General features: G+C 58.3%; 22 protein-coding genes. 3 read left to right on the top strand and 19 right to left on the bottom strand.

The window, feature by feature from the left end; all coding sequences use genetic code 11:
• Positions 1–242: 242 nt before the first annotated feature.
• Complete coding sequence (locus JW799_RS08810; protein ID WP_205429434.1) at positions 243–1,034, top strand: exodeoxyribonuclease III; 792 nt, start codon at positions 243–245, stop codon at positions 1,032–1,034.
• Positions 1,035–1,044: 10 nt separating this feature from the next.
• On the opposite strand, the gene gdhA is transcribed toward JW799_RS08810, so the two are convergent.
• From gdhA to JW799_RS08775, 7 genes are all read right to left on the bottom strand, one after another.
• Complete coding sequence (gene gdhA / locus JW799_RS08805) at positions 1,045–2,421, bottom strand: NADP-specific glutamate dehydrogenase (RefSeq protein ID WP_205429432.1); 1,377 nt, start codon at positions 2,419–2,421, stop codon at positions 1,045–1,047.
• Positions 2,422–2,467: 46 nt separating this feature from the next.
• A complete protein-coding gene (locus JW799_RS08800) occupies positions 2,468–3,451 on the bottom strand; it encodes a diaminopimelate dehydrogenase (RefSeq protein ID WP_205429431.1) in 984 nt (327 codons plus the stop codon).
• Positions 3,452–3,640: 189 nt separating this feature from the next.
• Positions 3,641–4,906, bottom strand: coding sequence for an EAL domain-containing protein (locus tag JW799_RS08795; RefSeq protein WP_205429430.1), 1,266 nt, complete (start codon positions 4,904–4,906; stop codon positions 3,641–3,643).
• Positions 4,907–5,038: 132 nt separating this feature from the next.
• A complete protein-coding gene (locus JW799_RS08790) occupies positions 5,039–5,521 on the bottom strand; it encodes a monooxygenase family protein (RefSeq protein ID WP_205429429.1) in 483 nt (160 codons plus the stop codon).
• Between the two features lie 16 nt (positions 5,522–5,537).
• Complete coding sequence (locus JW799_RS08785) at positions 5,538–6,173, bottom strand: TetR/AcrR family transcriptional regulator (protein WP_205429428.1); 636 nt, start codon at positions 6,171–6,173, stop codon at positions 5,538–5,540.
• A gap of 208 nt (positions 6,174–6,381) precedes the next feature.
• Positions 6,382–7,149, bottom strand: a complete 768-nt coding sequence (locus tag JW799_RS08780; protein WP_080832102.1) for a MerR family transcriptional regulator — start codon at positions 7,147–7,149, stop codon at positions 6,382–6,384.
• An 87-nt stretch (positions 7,150–7,236) separates the two neighbouring features.
• Positions 7,237–7,824 carry a TetR/AcrR family transcriptional regulator gene (locus tag JW799_RS08775; RefSeq protein WP_240353585.1) on the bottom strand — a complete coding sequence of 196 codons (588 nt, stop codon included), beginning with the start codon at positions 7,822–7,824 and terminating at the stop codon, positions 7,237–7,239.
• 281 nt (positions 7,825–8,105) lie between these two features.
• Between JW799_RS08775 and JW799_RS08770 the strand changes: the two genes are divergently transcribed.
• Positions 8,106–8,870 (top strand): SDR family NAD(P)-dependent oxidoreductase, encoded by a 765-nt coding sequence (locus tag JW799_RS08770; protein WP_205429427.1) that lies wholly within the window; start codon positions 8,106–8,108, stop codon positions 8,868–8,870.
• A gap of 188 nt (positions 8,871–9,058) precedes the next feature.
• Here JW799_RS08770 and JW799_RS08765 read toward each other — a convergent pair whose 3' ends face one another.
• On the bottom strand, positions 9,059–9,196 hold the full coding sequence (locus JW799_RS08765; RefSeq protein WP_080832105.1) for a DUF3658 domain-containing protein: 138 nt from the start codon (positions 9,194–9,196) through the stop codon (positions 9,059–9,061).
• A gap of 130 nt (positions 9,197–9,326) precedes the next feature.
• Between JW799_RS08765 and JW799_RS08760 the strand changes: the two genes are divergently transcribed.
• Positions 9,327–9,695, top strand: coding sequence for a hypothetical protein (locus tag JW799_RS08760; protein WP_205429425.1), 369 nt, complete (start codon positions 9,327–9,329; stop codon positions 9,693–9,695).
• 209 nt (positions 9,696–9,904) lie between these two features.
• Here the strand turns inward: JW799_RS08760 and JW799_RS08755 are convergent, their stop codons facing one another.
• The 11 genes from JW799_RS08755 to JW799_RS08705 all read right to left on the bottom strand — a co-directional run bounded on the left by JW799_RS08755 (position 9,905) and on the right by JW799_RS08705 (position 19,795).
• On the bottom strand, positions 9,905–10,183 hold the full coding sequence (locus JW799_RS08755) for a DUF2277 domain-containing protein (protein WP_205429423.1): 279 nt from the start codon (positions 10,181–10,183) through the stop codon (positions 9,905–9,907).
• Between the two features lie 33 nt (positions 10,184–10,216).
• Positions 10,217–10,693: an SRPBCC family protein gene (locus JW799_RS08750; RefSeq protein WP_205429420.1), complete on the bottom strand. Its 477-nt coding sequence runs from the start codon at positions 10,691–10,693 to the stop codon at positions 10,217–10,219.
• Positions 10,694–10,697: 4 nt separating this feature from the next.
• Positions 10,698–11,021 (bottom strand): ArsR/SmtB family transcription factor, encoded by a 324-nt coding sequence (locus JW799_RS08745; protein WP_080832109.1) that lies wholly within the window; start codon positions 11,019–11,021, stop codon positions 10,698–10,700.
• 162 nt (positions 11,022–11,183) lie between these two features.
• Entirely contained in the window at positions 11,184–12,611 is a 1,428-nt protein-coding gene (locus JW799_RS08740) for an NAD-dependent malic enzyme (protein ID WP_275901452.1), read from the bottom strand.
• A gap of 100 nt (positions 12,612–12,711) precedes the next feature.
• Positions 12,712–13,989, bottom strand: a complete 1,278-nt coding sequence (locus JW799_RS08735; RefSeq protein ID WP_080832110.1) for a TRAP transporter large permease — start codon at positions 13,987–13,989, stop codon at positions 12,712–12,714.
• Positions 13,986–14,504, bottom strand: a complete 519-nt coding sequence (locus tag JW799_RS08730; RefSeq protein ID WP_080832111.1) for a TRAP transporter small permease — start codon at positions 14,502–14,504, stop codon at positions 13,986–13,988. The genes JW799_RS08735 and JW799_RS08730 overlap by 4 nt, the downstream gene beginning before the upstream one ends.
• Positions 14,505–14,543: 39 nt before the next feature.
• Positions 14,544–15,635, bottom strand: coding sequence for a TRAP transporter substrate-binding protein (locus JW799_RS08725; RefSeq protein ID WP_080832112.1), 1,092 nt, complete (start codon positions 15,633–15,635; stop codon positions 14,544–14,546).
• Positions 15,636–15,659: 24 nt separating this feature from the next.
• Positions 15,660–16,808 (bottom strand): iron-containing alcohol dehydrogenase family protein, encoded by a 1,149-nt coding sequence (locus JW799_RS08720; RefSeq protein ID WP_080832113.1) that lies wholly within the window; start codon positions 16,806–16,808, stop codon positions 15,660–15,662.
• Between the two features lie 23 nt (positions 16,809–16,831).
• Positions 16,832–18,280: an aldehyde dehydrogenase family protein gene (locus tag JW799_RS08715; RefSeq protein ID WP_080832114.1), complete on the bottom strand. Its 1,449-nt coding sequence runs from the start codon at positions 18,278–18,280 to the stop codon at positions 16,832–16,834.
• 28 nt (positions 18,281–18,308) lie between these two features.
• Positions 18,309–18,980: a DUF2848 family protein gene (locus JW799_RS08710; RefSeq protein WP_205429418.1), complete on the bottom strand. Its 672-nt coding sequence runs from the start codon at positions 18,978–18,980 to the stop codon at positions 18,309–18,311.
• A gap of 44 nt (positions 18,981–19,024) precedes the next feature.
• On the bottom strand, positions 19,025–19,795 hold the full coding sequence (locus JW799_RS08705; RefSeq protein ID WP_080832116.1) for a carbon-nitrogen family hydrolase: 771 nt from the start codon (positions 19,793–19,795) through the stop codon (positions 19,025–19,027).
• Positions 19,796–19,806 lie beyond the last annotated feature (11 nt).

Here is a 19,806-nt window from a genome sequence, read left to right as displayed (position 1 = left end):
AAGCCTGTCTTTACCAGATGCACGACTGCGTTCAAGCCTGTGTCCCTATTTGAAGCATTCCTCCCGTCGACGATGGAATCTCGCCGATTTAAGTAATAATGATAATCATTATCATTTACTCCGGCAGGTTGATTCTATCCTCTTCTAGAACATTTTGTCAACCGCTTGCGGCAAAAAATTTTGTATACTTACATAGGACATCCCGATAGCAATCAACGATAGAAAGCAAGGAGAGCCGTCGAATGAAGCTTGTATCCTGGAACGTGAACGGGCTCAGGGCCTGCGTCAACAAAGGCTTTTACGATTATTTCAAAGCGGCGGATGCGGATATTTTCTGCATTCAGGAGACGAAGCTGCAAGCGGGGCAAATCCGGTTGGAAATCGGCGAAGACTATACGCAGTATTGGAACTATGCCGAGAAAAAAGGCTACTCCGGCACCGCCGTCTTTACGAGAATGCGGCCGCTGAGCGTGCGTTACGGGCTGGAGGAGGATTCGGAGCCCGAGGGGCGGGTCCTGACGCTGGAGTTCGAAGGCTTTTATCTCGTCAACGTGTATACGCCGAATGCGAGACGGGACCTTTCCAGGCTTCCGCTCAGGCTGGAGTGGGAGGATCGCTTCTTGCGTTATCTTCAAGTTTTGGACGCCGAAAAACCGGTTGTCGTCTGCGGAGATCTCAACGTCGCCCATTGCGAAATCGATTTGAAAAACGCCCGGTCCAACCGCGGAAACTCCGGTTTTACGGATGAGGAAAGGGAAAAGATGACGCTGCTGCTGAAAGGCGGATTCGTCGACACGTTTCGCCATTTCTATCCCGATCGGACGGACGCCTACACCTGGTGGTCGAATATGCCGAAGGTAAGGGAACGGAACGTCGGCTGGCGCATCGACTATTTTTTGGCTTCGGAACGGCTCCGTCCCGGGCTCGTCGATGCCGGCATCGACGCCCACGTGCTGGGCAGCGATCATTGTCCGGTCTATTTGATTATGGAAAAGGCCGGTTCCCTTCCGGAGAAGGAAGCCGGCCCCGTATAAACGATCGGGTTCAGACGACGCCTTGCGCGATCGCGGCGTCCGCCACTTTGACGAACCCGGCGATGTTGGCGCCGACGACCAGATTGCCGGAATACCCGTAACGTTCGGCCGCGTCGACGCATCTGCCGTATATATTCCGCATGATCTCGTGAAGCTTGGCGTCCACTTCCTCGAACGTCCAGGCCAAACGCATGCTGTTTTGGGCCATTTCCAGGGCGGAGACGGCCACGCCTCCGGCATTGGCCGCCTTCGCCGGCCCGAACAGGACGTCCTCGCGTTGGAACGCCCCGATTGCCTCCAGGTTGCAAGGCATGTTGGCGCCTTCGCCGATTGCCTTGACTCCGTTTTCGATCAGCAGCAAAGCGGCCTGCTCGTCGATTTCGTTCTGCGTCGCGCAAGGCAGCGCGATGTCGCACGGAACGGACCAGATGCCCGAGCAACCCTCGGTATAAACCGCTTGCGGGCGAGCGAGCGTATACTCCTTGATGCGCTTGCGCTCCACTTCCTTCAGCTGTTTGATCGTCTCCAGATCCAGTCCGTCCGGATCGTAAATATAGCCGTCGGAATCGCTGCAGGCGACGACTTTGGCGCCCAGCTGCTGCGCTTTTTCGATCGCGTAAATCGAAACGTTGCCCGACCCGGACACGACTACGGTGCTGTCCCGGAAGCTTAAACCCCGGGAGGCCAGCATCTCCTGCACGAAATAGACGCAGCCGTAACCGGTCGCTTCCTTCCGCGCGAGGCTGCCCCCGTAGCCGATGCCTTTGCCCGTAAGCACCCCGGCTTCGTTGCCGCCGCGAATCCGCTTGTACTGGCCGAACATAAATCCGATTTCCCGGGCCCCTACACCGATATCGCCGGCCGGCACGTCGGTGTCGGGTCCGATGTACTTGTACAGCTCCGTCATAAAGCTTTGGGTAAACCGCATGACCTCGCCGTCGGATTTGCCTTTCGGATCGAAGTCGGATCCGCCTTTCCCGCCGCCGATCGGCTGGCCGGTCAAGCTGTTTTTGAAAATTTGCTCGAAGCCGAGGAACTTGACGATGCTCGCGTTGACGGACGGATGGAACCGGATTCCTCCCTTGTAGGGACCGAGCACGCTGTTAAACTGCACGCGAAATCCGCGGTTGACCCGAACGTTCCCTTCGTCGTCGACCCAAGGCACGCGAAACGTAACGACGCGGTCGGGTTCCGCGATCCGTTCCAAAATGTTATGTTCGATATATTCCGGGTGAACGGCGAAAACGGGAACGAGCGAATCGAAAATTTCTTTGACCGCCTGGTGGAATTCGGCCTCGTGAGGGTTCCGACGGACGACATTTTCATAGACCGATTGCACGTAGCTTTCGGCAGACGTTTGCGCTTGCGCGGAAGTTAACGTTGTCACTAGAATGCGGCGCTCCTTTGTTTATCCTGAATGTGAATCGAAACCGTTACAGCAGTTCCCGGCGCAATTGCTCGGGCGACTTGGGCGACAGCAAGCCGAGCGGCAAGTCGAAAATCGTTCTGGCTCCGACCGCCCCTTGCTCGCCGAGCCTGAAGCCCGCCCGCGCGCACGCGACCAGCACGCTGGCCGTGAATTCCGGGTTGCTTCCGAGCGTCAGGCCGAACTCGATCCGTTGTTTCGTGCCGCTTCCGGTCGTGCCGCTGCGGATGACGAAGCCTCCATGCGGCATGCCGCCATGCTCGGCTTTCAGCTCCTCTTCGGAAACGAACGTCACGGTCGTATCGTAGTCCGCGAAATAGTTCGGCATCGTCACGATCGCTTCGCGAATGCGCTCCTTGTCCGCGCCGTCTTCCGCTACGACGTAGCAATGGCGCGAATGCTTTTCCCGCGTTTGCAAATCGGGGGTCTCGCCGGAGCGGATGCGCTCGATCGCTTCCGGGACCGGCACCGTATACTGAACGCCGGCTTTCACGCCGGGGATGCGCCGAATCGCGTCGGAATGTCCCTGGCTGACGCCTTTGCCCCAGAACGTGTATTCCTTTCCTTCCGGGAGAATCGCTTCGGCCAGCAGCCGGTTCAGCGAAAACAGCCCCGGATCCCAGCCCGTCGAAATAATGCTCAGCTTGCCGCCCTGCCAAGCCGCGGCGTCTACCGTCTCGAAAAATTCCGGAATTTTCGCGTGCGTGTCGAAACTGTCGACGGTATGGAACCAGCGGGCGATATGCGGCGTTTGCTCCGGCAAATCGGTAGCGGATCCGCCGCATAAAATCATGACGTCGATGTTCCCTATATAAGACTCGATCGCCGAGAAAGCCTCGAAGCGGACGTTCTCCCCCGCTTGCAGCCCGGCAGGCTCTCTCCTCGTAAACACGGCCGCGAGTTCCATGTCCGGATTTTGTCCGATCGCCTGGCGCACGCCCTTGCCCAGGTTCCCGTATCCTACGATGCCGATTTTGATCGTCTTGCCCATGAATGGCCTCCCCAAGTCAGTGCCTGACTTTCTTTGTTGTTAGATTCTTATAAAAACTAAACAAATAATAAATCATTTTGTTGTTAAAATCTAATAATTTCATCAAAAAGTATATGGATAAACGACAAAAAAACCGGAATTCCCCTAAAAAGAGGAATCCCGGTTTGTTCGCGCGAACGCCCTGGGCGGTCAAATCGTACGGTCTACGATATCCAAAAACAAGACGAGCTCCCGGCCGATCGGCAGCGATACGGTGCGAATCCAGGCATGGGTATCCAAATCCGCGTACTTGGTCGAAATCTTCGATTCCGTCCGCGGTTCCGCATGCGACAAATGCGGAATAAAGTACGGCCTCCAGCTCCAATCCGAGCCGCGGAAGTCCTTTTCGATCCGCCAGGTTCCTTCCGGACTCCGCGAATGATTGGAGGAAAGCTGAATGCCGTTGTCCATGCATAAGTAAACGCGGAGACAATCTTCGTCGAGATCCGGAAGCCAGCGGGAAATCGCCTCGTCATACCGTTCGGACGCTTCGTTCGAAAGCGCTCCGTCTCTCCGCACCTCCTCCGTCTCTTCGAGGCGTTCCCGGGTTCCGGTTTCGGCAATGGACATAAAGAGCCGCTTCCCTTTTTGCAGCCAAATTCGTTCGGAGGCTTGCAGCTTTCGCTTGTGCTCTTCCAGCTCCTCTCCGATCACTTGGGCAAAATCGTCTTTCGGACGAAACTCCGCTTCCGCCGGAGCGAACAAATACCCCTGGGCATAACGGGCCCCGATCTGGATGGCCCGCTGCAAATCCTGCCGCGTCTCCACGCCTTCGACCAGAAGCGAAGCTCCGATCTGTTCCGCCAGCGTCGAAAAAGACCGCAGCACGCCCAAATAACCTTGGTGGCTGGCGCTTTTTTTCATCATGTGGATGTCGACCTTCAACAGGTTCGGCTGAATTTGCGCGATCCGGTCGTAGCTGCTGAATCCGGAACCGACATCGTCGATGGCGATTCGGCAGCCCTGCGCCCGGTATTCGTCGATCACCTCGTTCAGCTCGGTCATCGACCCCCGAAATTCTTCTTCCGTAATTTCAATGCACACTTTCGAAGGGGAAATACCGTACTTCTCGAGCAGCTGGAGCGTATGCAATTCGCCGGAGGAATGATAGTGCCGATAAATCCACGAGGGCTTCAAATTCAAAAACAAAAACGGGGGCTCGGCGGTTTCCCCAAGCTTCGCGATCGCCTGTTCCCGCAGCAACCGGTCGACCCGAACCTGGTCTTCGACCGGTACGCGTTCATCCGAGAAAAAGGGCCCGAGACTGCGGACGCCATCCCCCGTTCTCTCCCTTCCCAGCACTTCGTATCCGAAAATCCGCCGCGTATCGACCGCTACGATAGGCTGGTAATAAGCCGCGATTCGATCCTCAGAAGGAATGGCGGGCATCTCTTCATGGCTTCTATAAGCGTTCATCGTATCCTCCTTGCGGATGTCAGAAAACTTCACGTCCACGTTCTTATCTAGATTTTATAGGAAGATTGGAGGGATGAATAGCCTATATTTTCAAAAATAACGCCATGAATCGACAAACTTCTGGTTATTTCTTCACAACCCGTCGGTACGCTCCAGCCTTCCGCTCGCGGTTTCCCGCCTTCCGGTCGCGGGCTCGTGGCTCCCCGCCTTGGCGAGTCCGAAAACGGGCATATTGCTGTACAGGCATTCGTACTGGCCTTCGGGGATCAAATACGTTTCATGGTAGATCCCGACGACGCCGCTCGCACCGACCTTCCGGTTGAAATCCCGCCACGCCTTCAGATGGTTCGGAGCCTCGCGAGCGTACTTCTCCAAATGCTCGAACGATTTCCAGTATTGGACGAGGGTCAGCCCTCTCCACGACAGATGAAAAGTGCTGCTTAAAAAGCCAAGCTCGGGGTGGGCGTACAATTCCCGCAGCATCGGGTTCATCGCCGCGAACACCGGCCACCATTTAGGAATCGCCCACAGTTTGTTGACCCGCATACCGATCATGAACACGGCAAACGAACCTTCCATCCGGGCGGTATAGCGCCCCGGAACGACTTTGCTCACGGTACATTCTCCTCGTCTACGCGTTTTCGATCCATTGAAGATGGATTTCGTATATGGTCTCGAAATCGTCCTCGCCATACGCCTGCGCCGTCAGAAAGGCGCCGTAAAACACGGTGAACAGCACCTTTACCGCCGTGTCCGGCGTCGTATTCCGGTTGAGCCGCCCTTCCTCCCGGGCTTCTTCCATGCACCGGTAAAACAAACGATGCATATGGGGCGTCCGGGCGCCGATTTCCTCATACTCGGGAAACAGCAGACGGATTTCCGCCGCGCTCATCTCCGGCATGCAGGGGTGCATTTTCGTCTCCGCCAAAAAGGAAACCAGGCTCGCCATGATGCTTGGCCGTTCCCGCGACACTTCGGCCGCCTTTCGAAACAAATGCCGAACGGCCTCGAATCCGCGCATCCCGTTCGTCTCGATTTCCGCGATCCGCTCGGTCAGCCAAACGCGCATAAAATAAACGAGCAAATCCTCCTTCCGTTGATAAAATTTGAAAAACGTAACCCGCGACACTTCGGCCAGCTGACAGATGTCTTCCAGCATCACTTCCCGGAGCGAAGCTTTCTGCGCGATCAGCGTCAAGCAGGCTTCATACAGCGCGATCTTGTTGCGCGCTTTTTTGATTTCCCGCAGCGGAATGTCAGACTTCATCGTTATCCTCAACTTTCAGTTAACTTATATAAATAAATTAACATAAGTAAATATTTTAATCAAGGTGCAGGAGCGAACGGAATCCGCGGAAGACCCATGCAAAAAAAGCCCCGCGACGGACGACGTCCGCTCGCAAGGCTCCATGCTTTTCATCTGCTTTCCATTGTGCTTTGCATTCCGCTTTTGCCAGGGTCGCCCGCTTCCGCGCTCAGGGCTTTCCGATCCCCGTATAAACGAGGATCGCATCCCGCAAAAACTCGGCCGTGCCCGGCTGTTTTTCGTCATAGTACGCTTTGAACCGCTCGTCGTCCACGTACATTTGCGCGACTCCGGCATGCGCCTCCTTGCTGTACCCGCTCCAGTAATAGGTCAGCCACCGCTTGTGCAAGTCGGCCGCCTTCTGTGCGAGCTCCCCGGCCGGATCGCCCGTTCGAAACGCTTCCGCGAGGGTCGTTTGCACCTCGGCCGCCAGGCGGGTCACCTCTTCGTGTTGCTCCGGCGTCATGTTCATCAGCTTTTGATTGGATTGATCCACCGTTTCGTCTCCGTACTTGGCGCGGACTTCGGCTCCGTACTTTTGTTCGTTATCCTCGATCATTCGGCGTTTGAATCCTTCGAATTTTTCCTTGTCGCTCATGGTCATTCTCCCTTCGGACAAAGCAATCGTTTTTTCCACGTTCGCGATCAACGCGTCCAACTGCTTTCGCTTGTCGAGCAGGTGCTTGCGATGTTGTTGCAGCGCTTGCGCCGGGTCAAAAGCGGGATCCGTCACGATTTGCTTGATGCGGTCCAGGCCGAACCCGAGTTCCCGGTAAAAAAGAATTTGCTGCAGCCTGTCGACCTGGGCCTGACCGTAAATCCGGTATCCCGACGAATTGATCCTTGCCGGCTTAAGGATGCCGATTGCGTCGTAATACCGCAGCGTTCGAGTGCTGACTCCCGCGAGTTGCCCCAGCTTCTGCACCGTATATTCCATGCCTTCACCTCCCGACAACCTAACCGTACACGTTGACGCAGCGTCAAGGTCAATACCCGATTTTTTCGCCGAAAAAATGCTGCGCCATTACCGTTTGAATTGGATGAAGGCGATGCGCCCGTTCACGAGCGAATGCAGCTGTTCCGCCATAAAGCGCGCCGAATATTTGAACCGGGTTTCCGCCCAATGCATGATGACGCCGACCGTTGCCGACATTTGATAGCTTAGCAGGATTTCGTAATCGACGGACGCCGCGCCCGGTTCCATTTCGATATGCATATCCCTTCGCATCGATTCCCGCAGGGCGTCGTTCAGCTCGAGCGCCAGCTTGCGGTCGACGGACAGCAGCGCCGTAAATTCGTCTTTATGCTTTTCGATATGTTCGAATAACAGCAAAATCGAAGGATAAATGTCCGCCGCCGCAACCCGCTCCATTCCTTTGTACGGCTCAAGCAGCGACTCCCCGGTCCGGCGCAAAAATTCGCCGTGGATTTCGCTTAGCAGCTCTTCCTTCCCGGCGTAATGATTGTAAAAGGTTCCGCGGTTGTAATCCGCCCTGTCCGCGATATCGATAATCGTCACGGCATCGTAGCCTTTTTCCAGAATGAGCGCAACGAGCGCCTCTTTTAACGCTTGCCGGGTTTTGCGGATTCGCCGATCCAAATGCTCATCCATTGCCAACAGCCCGCCTCCTCGCGCGACAATTCGCCCGCTTGCCTCCCGGCCGCATAAGTTCGTTCCGCCAGGCGCATTCTAGGCAAGTCCATGGCCCCATGTTCAATTTCTCTCTTTAACTTAACACAGGAAATCCTTTTTGTTGAATACGTGACATTTCTGTGACGGGTTGATGATTGTCCGAACGCCCGAAACGGAGTTACCCTTAGGAAGAAGCTCGGCGCTCGGAACGGCGTCGGATTTCCCGTTTTTCAATCCATAACGAAGGAAGCGAACATACAATGAGCCAAACGCAAAAAACAGCGGTCATTACGGGCGCGGCCGGAGGCATCGGCAAGGAGCTGGCCCGCCGTTTCGCGGAGCGCGGCGTCAATCTCGTCCTCGTCGACTTGAACGAGGATGCGGTGAAAAAAACGATAGGGGAGCTCGGCCTGAACGATTCCAATTCCCTGGCGGTAGCCGCCGACGTTTCCAAGGAAGAGGACGTGCAAAACTACGTAAGCAAAGCGTTGGAGAAGTTCGGAACGATCGACTATTTCGCCAACAACGCCGGAATCGAAGGCCCTTCCGGTTTGATCGAGGAGCAAAGCGTCAAAGCGCTCGACCTGGTTTACAACGTGAACGTGCGCGGCGTTTTCCTCGGCCTCCAGCACGTCATTCCCGTCATGAAAAAACAAAAGTCGGGCGCGATTTTGAACACCTCTTCGCTTGCCGGCTTGATGGGCGCTCCCGGGATGTCCCCTTATATCATGTCCAAGCACGCGGTCATCGGCCTTACCCGGGTCGCCGCCAACGAACTCGCGCCGCTCGGCATTCGCGTCAACGCGGTGCTTCCGGGCACGATCAATACGCGCATGATGCGCCAAATCGAGCAAAACTTCGGCGACGCCGATGCGTTCAAAAAAGCGAACGAAGCGGCTACGCCGATGGGGCGGTACGGAGAGCCTCACGAGGTGGCGGCGGTCATGAACTTCCTGCTGTCCGACGAAGCCTCCTTCGTCACCGGGTCTTTGTACACGGTCGACGGCGGCATGATCAATCAATAAGGCGGCGGGCGACCGCCATCGACCTGCCGCAAGATGCGCTTGGAGGGTTGAGTTGGGCAGCCCCGACTTATATGCAACCGCGGAGAGCCGAGCCGGTGCGCGATCGCGCACCGGCTCGGCCTTTGCTTTTATTGCGTATAAGGCGTTTCTTCCCGCGTTATTCCGCTAAAGGCAATTGCCACGCGGCGCTATGCGTCGCTCTTCAACCGGACGCTGTAATATCGCATCGCCCGCGGGACTCCCTTGATTTCGAGAACGCCGCGATAAACCAATTCCCGGAGCCGGTACTCGAAGTACCCGTCCCCGATGCACTGCTCGCTATTCAACCATTTGGTTAAATAAAATCAAAATGAAAAGACCGATCCCGCCCCCCGGACGAATACCGGATAGCGGGCCGGTCTATACTACGTGGCATCAAGGACCAGTCGGCCGATCGGATTTGGAGGAACCCTTACGATGTCGGAGAAGACGATACTGGCCTATTTTCATACGCCCGATCAAGCCAAGCAGGCTTTGGAAAAGCTAAAGGCGCTGCGCCTAGGCGAATATGCGATCGAACGGTTCGACGGCTATGCCGGCAACGGAGCCGAGCACTCGGATGCCGCGAGGAATGCGATTTCCGGAGAATCCGCCGGGTTCCCAAAGATGACGCCTGGCGAGGGATTCGACACCCTCGGCGCCAAGCCGGACGCCGGAGTCGGCGGCGTCAGCTACGGAAGGCCGGATAACCGGACCGCCGGGCGCGATATTTTGCTGGCGGCGACCGTGGACGAGGCCGACTACGAGCATGCGATGCAAATCGTGCAGTCGGAGGGGGCGTTGTAGCGGCGGAGCGATGCCGCTACGGAGATGGGCGCCGCGATTCCCGCGGGCCCGGTTTGGCTTGGTTAGCCAGCATAGCGCTCGACCCTTCAGCGGATTTTGTCCAGACAAAATCCAACCTGAGCCCGCCCAACAGCTTCCCGTTGCCTGGCGACGCTCGACCATCGGACCTCGGCCGTCTTCCTGCCGCCCCGTTGAAACCGCGGGCGATGTCAGCGCTCGGCCGTGCCGAATCGTTTGGCGGATCGGGCGCGGGCGCGCTCCGCTTCGACCTCCCGATTTTTCGGCTCCGCCTGCGTGACCAGAGCGTCCAACAGTCGCTGGCTGGCGGAAGCAATCTCCTCCACCGCCCGATGAAACGCCTCTTCGTTCGCCTTGGACGGCGCCGTAAAACCCGTCACCTTCCGGACGTATTGAAGCGCGGCGGCCCGGACCTCCTCTTCGGTCGCGGGCGGGTCGAAATTGAACAGCGTACGAATATTTCGGCACATGCGCGTTCCTCCTCCCGTTCGGAAACCCGGCCTTCAGCCCAGCTCCGCAAAAAGTTTGGCGTATTGCTCGTACTTGATTTCCCATGCGCTTTTACTGGACTCGATCGTCCTGCCGGCGAGCACCGCTTCGATGACGTCCAGGCAGACGTCCCAACCCGCGACATCCTTCGGCGTATGGTCCGTCAGCTTCGCGATCGTCTCGATCAGGACGAGGCGGCAGCCGTCCGGCTCCGGATAGAGTTCGAACCGGACGCGGTCCTCGCCCCACGTATATTCGAGCACGGATTCCGCCTTCAGCTCGAGAATTTCCATTTCCTCGAACGTGCCGTCCTGCATGTCGAACTTGATCACCCCGCCCTCCCGCAAATCGTCAACGCTGAGCTCGGAAAACCATTTGGCCAGCTTCTCGTTCTCGGTCAGCATCGCCCACACCTTGGCGACGGGGTGCTTCAAACGGCGCTCGTAGCGGGCGGTGTACCCGTTCGCGGTTTTTTGAATGACGGCCAGCATTCATCTATTCCTCCCTTTCGGCTTCTTCGTCCAGTCGCTTTTCCAGCGCGTCCAGCTTGTCCGACCAGAACCGGCGATAAGGCTCCAGCCAGTTGTCCATCTCCGCCAGCGGTTCCGCCCTCAAGCTGTACAGATGCCGCTGGGCGTCTTTGCGCACGGAAACGAGTCCCGCTTCCCGCAAAATGCGCAAATGCTTCGATACGCCGGGTTGGCTGATCGACGAGGCCGCTACCAGTTCCCCGACCGTGCGTTCCCGAATGCGCAAACAATCGAGGATCGCCCTCCGGTTCGGCTCGGCCAGCACTTCAAATAGCTTGTCGTTTTTCATGTCGTTATATTACCATTTAGGTATATTGCTGTATAGTTATATATTAGGGTAAAAAAGAGGAACGCCGCTGCTCCAGGCAAAGTTCGGCGCTCCAAACAGGCGACAAACGGCGTTCGGCAAGCTCCGAATATCGTTCGCAAGCTCCGGCAGTCCCGCTTCGAATTACTTCCGAAACTCCGGCGGAATCCGCCTCGCCGTTCCCGAATCGATGGCCGCCTGGACGACGGCGTCCCGGATCGCCTTGACGACTTTGTCGTTGAAAATGGACGGAATGATATACTGCTCGTTCAGCTCCGCATCCGTCACGGCCGAGGCGATCGCCCGCGACGTCGCCAGCTTCATTTCCTCGTTGATGTCCGAAGCCCGGCAATCGAGCGCCCCCCGGAAAATGCCGGGAAAGCACAGCACGTTGTTGATCTGGTTCGGATAATCGCTTCGCCCCGTCGCGATGACCCGGGCATGGCCCGCGATCAGCTCCGGCTCGATTTCCGGCTTCGGATTCGCCATGGCGAACACGATCGCGTCCGCGGCCATTCCCTTCACGTCGTCGACCGTGACGGAGTTCGGCCCGGATACGCCGACGAAGACGTCGGCGCCGGCCAACGCGTCGGTTACGGTGCCGCCGATCCCCTCCGCGTTCGTATGCTGCGCCACCCAGTTCCACATCGGGTTGTCGTAAACCTGCCGCCGGTTCAGCACGCCGCAGCGGTCGACCGCGACGATGCGCGACGCACCCGCGGCCAGCAGCATTTTGATGATCGACACGCCGGCGGCCCCGATGCCCTGCACCGCGATGCGCACGTCCTTCATCTCCTTGCCGACGAGCCGCAGCGCGTTGAACAGGCCGGCCAGCACGACGACGGCCGTCCCGTGCTGATCGTCGTGGAAAACGGGAATGTCGAGTTCCCGCTTCAGCCGCTCCTCGATCTCGAAGCAGCGCGGAGAGCTGATGTCCTCCAGGTTGATGCCTCCGAAGGCCGGAGCAATGTTCTTGATCGTCCGGATAATCTCCTCGGTATCCTTCGTATCCAGGCAAATCGGCACGGCGTCGACGCCGGCCAGCTGCTTGAACAGCATCGCCTTGCCTTCCATGACCGGCATCGCGGCCGCGGGCCCGATATCGCCGAGCCCCAGCACGGCCGTGCCGTCGGAGACGACCGCGACGAAATTGCGCTTCATCGTCAGCGTGAACGCTTTGCCCGGGCTTTCGTGAATCGCGGTGCACACCTTCGCCACGCCGGGCGTATACACCTTCGACAGATCGTCGCGGTTGCGCACGGGCATTTTCGGCTGCATTTCGATTTTCCCGCCCAAATGCAGCAGAAACGTCGGATCCGACACATGGATCAGCTCGATCCCGTTTACCGACTTCAAACTCTCGATCATGGCGGGAAAACGAGGCTCCGCGATCGCGACCGTAATGTCGCGAACGGTGGACGTCTTGTCCGCGCGAATGACGTCGATGGCGACGATATCGCCGCCGAATTCCCCGATCAGCGATGCCAGCATGCCGAACGAAATAATGGCGTGATCCATCCCGATTCGCAGGATCATGCGATGCGACGGGGTTCCCGTTAATGTGGCGGGCATGTTGTTCCCTCCTAGGATCGTGTCCGTTCCAAAACTCCTTAAGGCTCCGTCGGGCGGACTCCGGAGAGTCCGCCCGACAAAAAGCTCATATGACGATAGTTCAGTTTCCGAGGAACAGCTTCGGAAGCGCCAATGACGTCCAATCCATGTACGTAATCATCAGCAATATCACATAGGAAAAGACTAATAGTCCCATTACGTTTCGGGCCAGCGTTTCGACCTTGATGCCCGAGTTCGCCGCCGTGACGAAAAGCACCGAGCCGACCGGCGGGGAGATGAGGCCCAGTGTCAGGTTGATGTTCATGATGACGCCCAGGTGCACCGGATCGACCCCGAAGCTGACGGCGGCCGGCAGCAGGATCGGCGTCAAAATGATGAGCGCCGGGAGCCCTTCGAAAACGGTGCCGATGACCAGAAGCAGGACGTTCAGAAGCAAAAGAAACGTGAATTCGTTGTTTGCGACCGTCAGGAACACATCCGTAATGGCCTGCGGGATCATCTCGAAGTTCAGCATCCATCCGAACAGGTCCGACGTCGCCAGCAAAAAGGTCACCGAAGCGGACGTGATCGCCGTCCGCAATATAATTCCCGGAACGTGCCCCCACTTTAATTCCTTATAAAAAAGACTGCCGACAATGAGCGCGATGAACACCGACACCGCCGCCGATTCGGTCGCGGTAAAGATGCCGCTCGTGACGCCGATCAGAATGACGAGCGGGATGCAGAGAGCCGGCAGAACGTACAGGGCGCTTTGCCACACTTGTTTCATGCTTGCCCGCTCGGACTTCGGGTACCCGCGCTTTTTGGCGACAAAGAAAATATAGGCGCCGAACGCCAGGGCAAACAGGATGCCCGGGATAATCCCCGCCAGGAACAGGCTGGAGATCGACGCGCCCGCCGTAACGCCGTAAACGATGAACGGCATGCTCGGCGGAATGAGCGGGCCGATGATCGAGGCCGAGGCGGTAAGCGACGCGCTGAAGCCGCGCGGATAGCCTTCCTTCTCCATGACCGGAACCATCGTTTTGCTCATGACCGCCGATTGCGCCGTGGCCGAGCCGATGATCGAGGCCAGAAACACGTTGCCCGCCACGTTGACGTAGGCGAGTCCGCCGCGGAAATGGCCGAGCAGCACTTTGGCAAACTGGATGAGCCGCTCGGTAATGCCCCCGCGATTCATGAGTTCGCCAAGCAGGACGAACATCGGAATGGCCACGAGCGAGAAATTTTGCAGCCCGTTGAACAGTTTGGAAGGCGCGGACAGAAGCAGCGCCATGTTGCCTTCCGTCATCATATATACGATCGTCGTGATTCCGAGAACGAAGGAGATCGGAACGCCCACAAGCAGCAAGACGATAAAAGCGATCAGCGCGATCATGCGGGGGTTCCCTCCTTCGAACCGGACGGCCGCAGCTTGTTGACGATGGATTCGATCGTGAAAATCGCCATGCAAACCATCGAAATCGGAAGCGCGAGATAAATGATCCACAGCTTGACCGAAAGCGTCGGCGAGATTTGCTGAAGCACGCTCGGGCTGGCAATCCACTTATAAGAGTAGTAGAACATAATGACGACAAAAAACAAAACGCAAAGCTCGATCAAAATATCCGCTATCTTTCTTAGGAGCGGCGGAAGCTTTTCGAGTAAAATGGTTACGGCCGCCATCTCTTTTCTTCGCACCGCCAAGGCGCTGCCGATAAACGTCAGCCAGCAGAACAAATACAACGATACGTCGTCCGCCCAGAAAATCGGGCGGCCGAGCACGTATCGGAACAGGACGGCTACAATCATGTTGATAGTCAAGGAGGCTCCCAGAACGATGCCGAGCCAAACCAAAACTTTGTCTAAGAACTCGATGAGGACAGCGAAGGGGTTCCGTTTGGATCCGTTCATGAAGACGACCTCCGTTGACTAGACTGAATTTCCTTGCGGTTACCCTTGCGCTTTAATCGCTTGCGCCTTCTCGACGAATTTGGCGATTTTATCCGATTGCGCCGTCCATTTGTCGTAAACGGATTGCACGACGGCATCGAATTCCGAAGGGTCCTTCAATTGATGAATCGTGATCCCGTAATCGGCGGCGCCGGTTTCGTTCAGCTTCGCTTCGGTTTCTTCGTTGAATTTGACGTTGTTCTCCATGGCGACCGTGACGGCTTCCTGTACAAGCTGCTTTTCTTCTTCGGAAAATCCGTTCCAGCGGTCCTTGTTGACAAGAATCGCGGCCGCCCAATACATGTGTTTGCTCGGCGTCATATGCTTCGCGATTTCCGTCAGGTTTTCCGTAATCAGGCTTTGGGTGTCGATATCGACGCCGTCGATGACGCCGGTTTGCAGCGACATGTACACTTCCGTCAGCGGCATCGGCGTCGGGCTGACTTTCAGTCCGTTCATAAAGTCGAGAATCGTCGGGCTCGGCGTCGTGCGAAGCTTCATGTTCGCCAGATCGGCGGCGGTCTCGATCGGCTTCGTGGCCAGAAGATAACGGAAGCCGGCGGACGCGTACCCGAGGCCGACGACGTTTTCGCTCGTCAGCGAATCGAACAGCGCCATCGATTCGTCGGACGTCCACAGCTCATAGGCTTGCTGATGGCTATCGACGAGGAACGGCATCAGCCAGGCGCCGAAGTCGGGGGACGAGTTGCTCAATTGCGCCGTCGTGATCACGGCGAAGTCCAGCGCGCCCGTGTTGAGCTGCTGCATCATATCCGCCTCGTTGCCGAGCTGGCCTCCCGGGAATTGCTGGAACGAGACGCGGCCGCCGGTTTTTTCGTTCAAATAGGTGTCCATGTCGACGCCGACGTTGCTGTACGCATTTCCTTCTTTGGTGATGTTGGCGAATTTGAACGTGACCGGATCGGCGAAAGCGCCGGACGTCTCGCCGCTCGCGGACGCCGCGGGGGAGGAGCTGCCGGAAGAAGCCGCCGGGGATTCCGACGCGTTGGACCCGCTATTTCCGCCGCCGCAAGCCGCCAGCAATGCCGCAATCAGAGTCATGACCATCCCGAGCTTTACTTTCTTTTTCATTTACCATCACTCTCTCTCCACATTTTATTGATACAATCCTTCCAGCAGGTCCGACACTTCCCGGACGGTGGGCTGGATCGGATTATATTGCAGCATTCGGCTTTTGAACGTGTCGCGCGCGATATCCGGAAGTTGCTCCCGTTTGACGCCGACCTGGTTCAGGCGGGTCGGAAGCCCGATCTCCGCCGCGAGCTCGGTCAGGAACGGACCCAGCCTGCGGATTCGCTCCTCGTCCGAGCCCCCTTCGATTCCCAGAAGGCTCGCGATTTTCGCTGCGCGCTCCGGGCTCGCCTTCGCGTTGAAGGCGACGACGGTCGGCAGCAGCAGTCCGATGGCGACGCCGTGCGAGACGTGGCACTTGCCCGACAACGCGCTGCTGATGGCGTGAGTCATGCCTAGATGGGCGATGTTGAACGCCATGCCGGCCAACAGGCTGCCGTGCGACATCGAGGTGCGGGCCGCGCGGCCGCCCGTCTCGCAGGCCGGTTTCAGGGACGAAGCGATCAGGCGGATCGCTTCCGCCGCCAGCCCGTCCGATGCGGGGACGGCCCGGGTGCTGAACATCGCCTCCACCGCATGGGCCAGCGAATCGATGCCGGAGGCCGAAGTGATCGGCCGCGGGCACGTCATCGTAAGCTCCGGGTCGACAAACGAGACGTCCGGCGACATCCGGGAGCTGGTCACCGTAATTTTGACCTCGTTCTCCACGTCCGTGTAAACGCCGAACATCGTCACTTCGCTGCCCGTCCCGGCCGTGGTCGGGATGGCCGCCAGCGGAATGCCGCCGGTGCCTTTGACGAGTCCGACGCCGTTGTAATCGGAAATCGAGCCGCCGCCCGCCGCGACGACGCGGATGCCCTTGGCCGCGTCGATCGGGCTGCCGCCGCCGATCGCGACGATGCTGTCGCATTCGCCTTCGAGGAAAGCGGCCGCGGCCCGGTTCACCGTCTGCACGCTCGGGTCCGGTTCGATGTCGGAGTAGATCGTGACCGATTCGATGCCGGATGCCTTCAGCGCCTGCACCGCGCCGTCGGTCAAGCCCGCGTCGAGCACGCCCCGGTCGGTGACCAGCATCAATCTGCGGGCGCCGAACGAGCGCATGACCTGCCCGACTTCCCGCGCTTTTTGGCTGCCAAATCGGATTTGCGTCGGCATGTGAAATTCAAACTCCATCTTATGCGCTCCTCACGAGGCGCCTAGAATTCGCCTTCGAAATGAATGTGCTTCGTTTCGCAGTATTCGTTCAGCCCGTCTACGCCGCGGGTTCGGCCGAGTCCGCTTTGCTTGTAGCCGCCGAATTCCGCTTCGGGGAAATTTTTGTTGTACGTATTGATCCAAACCGTGCCGGCCTCGATCCGTTTGGCGAACCGGACCGCGCGGTTGAAGTCGGTCGTCCAGACGCCCGCCGACAAGCCGAAATCGCTGTCGTTGGCAAGCCGCAGCGCTTCGTCGTCCGTTCGGAACGTCTGCACCGCCAGCACCGGGCCGAAAATTTCCTCTTTGACGATCCGGCAGTCCGCGGCCAGGTCGGCAATGATCGTCGGCGCGTAAAAGTTGCCGTTGTCGTAGCCTTCGCCCGTCAGCCGATAGCCCCCGGTCACGATCCGGCCTTGCTGCCGGCCGATCTCCACGAATTCCTCCACCAGCTTGACCTGGCTCGCGGAGACGAGCGGCCCCATGTCCACCGTTTCGGACAGGCCGTTGCCGACGACGAGGCTTTCCGCGTACCGCTTCAGCGCCGCTACCGCCTTGTCCGCGATCGACTCGTGCACGATCAGCCGCGAGCCCGCCATGCAGATTTGCCCCGCCGAGATGAAAATCGACTTGCCGATCACCGGAATCGCCTTGTCGAAGTCGGCATCGTCGAACAGAATGTTCGGCGATTTGCCGCCCAGCTCCAGCGCCGCTTTTTTGATATTGACCGCGGACATCTCGAGGATGCGCTTGCCGGTCGAGGTATCGCCCGTCAGGCTGATCATGCCGAGCTTGGCGCTGCGGCCCATCGCTTCTCCGACTTCCGCCCCGGGTCCGGTGACGATGCTGACGATGCCTTTCGGGAAAAAATCGATCTCGTCGATAAACTTGATCAGCTCGATCGAGCAGATCGACGTCAGGCTCGCCGGCTTGACGACGACCGCGTTGCCGGCCGCCAGCGCCGGGGCCAGCTCCCGAATGAGCAGGAGCGCCGGCCAGTTCCACGGCGTAATCAGCCCGACGACGCCGATCGGTTCCTTGACGATGATGCCGAAGTTCGTCGGCTCCAGCTGGATCGAACGGCCGAACACCGAGCGCGACGCGCCCGCGAAATATTTCAGCGTATCGATGCAGCCGGCGATTTCGGTGCGGGCTTCGCGGATCGTCTTGCCCTGCTCGACCGTAATCCACTTGGCCAGCGCCTCTTTGTTTTCCTCGATTTTGAGGGCGAGCGCCAGCAGCGCTTCGTATCTCCGCTTCGGGTTCGTGCCCCAATCGCTGGCGCGGAACGCCGCCTCGGCCGCGTCGATCGCCCGCAGCGCGTCTTCCCTCGTCGACTTTTGCACATAGCCGACCAGTTCGCCCGTCGCCGGGTTGTACGATTCCATCGTCGCGGCGGCGCTTGTCCATTCTCCGCCGATATAGTTGCTGTAGACCGGGCAATCCTTCATGTTCGAAACAAGCCCCTTTCGAGATTCGTTAATCGACTTCCGCGTCCTTGAGCGGCTCCGTCCCGTACGCCAGCGTAATTTTCCGGCCGGTCCCGGGATCGCTCAGCTCGGCCTTGAACGTTCCGCCGTACACGATCTCGGTTTCCAGCGGAAGCGTTCCGCAGTAAAGGCAGATGCCCGGCGAAAAATATCCCCGTTCCTTCACGATGTCCAGCAGCCGGTCCGGTTCCAGAAAAGCGGAGAGCTTGCCGGACTGATACAGCCGCGTCTCGCCGTCCTTGACGACCCAGCTCCTCATTTCGATCTCGTCCCAACGGTCCTTGAACGAATCGAGCGGCCACAGCTCCTCGGATACCGCCTTGGCGCACACTTGCTTCGACTTTTGCACCGAATTCGCCTCGAGCACGCGGTCCGTATGATCGCTGCCGAGACCGACATACCAGGTGCCGTCGATGTCGAGCAGCACGACCTCGGCTTCCCCGCTGCTGTCATTGCCGACGACGCGGATTTGACCGGCGCTCGACAGCAGCTCCGGAGCGAGGTCGTACAGCATCGGCACCTGGCGGGGGGCCGGAACGCCGATCTCCTTCAGCTCCTCGATGTGCTTGCGCACCATCTCCTGGTCTTTCCCCGTATATCCGGCGATGACGAGCCGCTTGGGACTCCATTCGATCCGTTCGGACCCGATTGCAAATTTCATCTAAGCTGCCTCCTTCTCGGGTTCTATGAACCTTCTGCCTTTCATCAAAGCACTCTATGTTTCAGGGAAGGGAACGTATCGCGGATCCGGGATACGTCCCTCGGATCGATCTCGGTTTTGACGATCGTCTCGTGCTCGCCCGCCGACGCGACCGGGTTGCCCCACGGATCGACGACCCGGCTGTGGCCGCCGAGCAGGACGCCTTGCGTCGTGCCCGCGCAGTTGCACGAAATGAGGAAGCACTGATTTTCAAGCGCCCGGGCGCTGTTGAACAAGTTCCAGTGCGCGAGCCGCTGATGCGGCCATGCCGACGTCACGAGAAAGAGTTCCGCTCCCGCGTCCACCTGCTGCCGGAACAGCTCGGGAAAGCGCAAGTCGTAGCAAGTCGAGAGCCCGATTTTGCCGAATTCCGTATCGTAAACGCCGATATCCGTTCCTCTCGTCAGCAGCTCGCCTTCTTTGGAGCCGTAACGGAACAGATGGATTTTGCGGTACGTTCCGACGAGCTCGCCCTTCCGGTCGAACAGGATGCTCGTGTTGTAAAAGTCGTCTCCGTTCTTCTCGACGAAGCTGCCGGCGAACAAATAGCTGTTCAGCTCGCGGGCGATGCCGGCAAAGCGGCGGACGAACGGTCCGTCCAGCGCTTCCGCCTCCTCCCGGTAACGGTCGAACGAGAAGTAGCCGGTCGCCCAGATTTCCGGGAGCAGGATCAGGTCGGAGCCCGCCGCCTGCCTGCATAACGATTCGGCGCGGGCGATGCGTTCGCCGTACGTTTCCGAATCCTTGATCTCCAGTTGAATGCTGGCCACCTTCATGACGCTGCCCC

The organism is Cohnella algarum (assembly GCF_016937515.1).
Classification (GTDB): domain Bacteria; phylum Bacillota; class Bacilli; order Paenibacillales; family Paenibacillaceae; genus Cohnella; species Cohnella algarum.
This window is presented reverse-complemented; position numbering and strand designations above follow the sequence as displayed.

Bases quoted from the DNA above. Each gene is read 5' to 3' on its own strand.
- JW799_RS08785 (WP_205429428.1), bottom strand. From the start codon at position 6,173: ATGAAGTCTGACATTCCGCTGCGGGAAATCAAAAAAGCGCGCAACAAG.
- JW799_RS08745 (WP_080832109.1), bottom strand. From the start codon at position 11,021: ATGAAAAACGACAAGCTATTTGAAGTGCTGGCCGAGCCGAACCGGAGG.
- JW799_RS08730 (WP_080832111.1), bottom strand. From the start codon at position 14,504: ATGAACGGATCCAAACGGAACCCCTTCGCTGTCCTCATCGAGTTCTTA.
- JW799_RS08705 (WP_080832116.1), bottom strand. From the start codon at position 19,795: ATGAAGGTGGCCAGCATTCAACTGGAGATCAAGGATTCGGAAACGTAC.
- JW799_RS08760 (WP_205429425.1), top strand. From the start codon at position 9,327: ATGTCGGAGAAGACGATACTGGCCTATTTTCATACGCCCGATCAAGCC.
- JW799_RS08775 (WP_240353585.1), bottom strand. From the start codon at position 7,824: ATGGATGAGCATTTGGATCGGCGAATCCGCAAAACCCGGCAAGCGTTA.
- JW799_RS08770 (WP_205429427.1), top strand. From the start codon at position 8,106: ATGAGCCAAACGCAAAAAACAGCGGTCATTACGGGCGCGGCCGGAGGC.
- JW799_RS08795 (WP_205429430.1), bottom strand. From the start codon at position 4,906: ATGAACGCTTATAGAAGCCATGAAGAGATGCCCGCCATTCCTTCTGAG.
- JW799_RS08780 (WP_080832102.1), bottom strand. From the start codon at position 7,149: ATGGAATATACGGTGCAGAAGCTGGGGCAACTCGCGGGAGTCAGCACT.
- JW799_RS08750 (WP_205429420.1), bottom strand. From the start codon at position 10,693: ATGCTGGCCGTCATTCAAAAAACCGCGAACGGGTACACCGCCCGCTAC.
- JW799_RS08810 (WP_205429434.1), top strand. From the start codon at position 243: ATGAAGCTTGTATCCTGGAACGTGAACGGGCTCAGGGCCTGCGTCAAC.
- JW799_RS08720 (WP_080832113.1), bottom strand. From the start codon at position 16,808: ATGGAGTTTGAATTTCACATGCCGACGCAAATCCGATTTGGCAGCCAA.
- JW799_RS08715 (WP_080832114.1), bottom strand. From the start codon at position 18,280: ATGAAGGATTGCCCGGTCTACAGCAACTATATCGGCGGAGAATGGACA.
- JW799_RS08725 (WP_080832112.1), bottom strand. From the start codon at position 15,635: ATGAAAAAGAAAGTAAAGCTCGGGATGGTCATGACTCTGATTGCGGCA.
- JW799_RS08735 (WP_080832110.1), bottom strand. From the start codon at position 13,989: ATGATCGCGCTGATCGCTTTTATCGTCTTGCTGCTTGTGGGCGTTCCG.
- JW799_RS08740 (WP_275901452.1), bottom strand. From the start codon at position 12,611: ATGCCCGCCACATTAACGGGAACCCCGTCGCATCGCATGATCCTGCGA.
- JW799_RS08800 (WP_205429431.1), bottom strand. From the start codon at position 3,451: ATGGGCAAGACGATCAAAATCGGCATCGTAGGATACGGGAACCTGGGC.
- JW799_RS08710 (WP_205429418.1), bottom strand. From the start codon at position 18,980: ATGAAATTTGCAATCGGGTCCGAACGGATCGAATGGAGTCCCAAGCGG.
- JW799_RS08755 (WP_205429423.1), bottom strand. From the start codon at position 10,183: ATGTGCCGAAATATTCGTACGCTGTTCAATTTCGACCCGCCCGCGACC.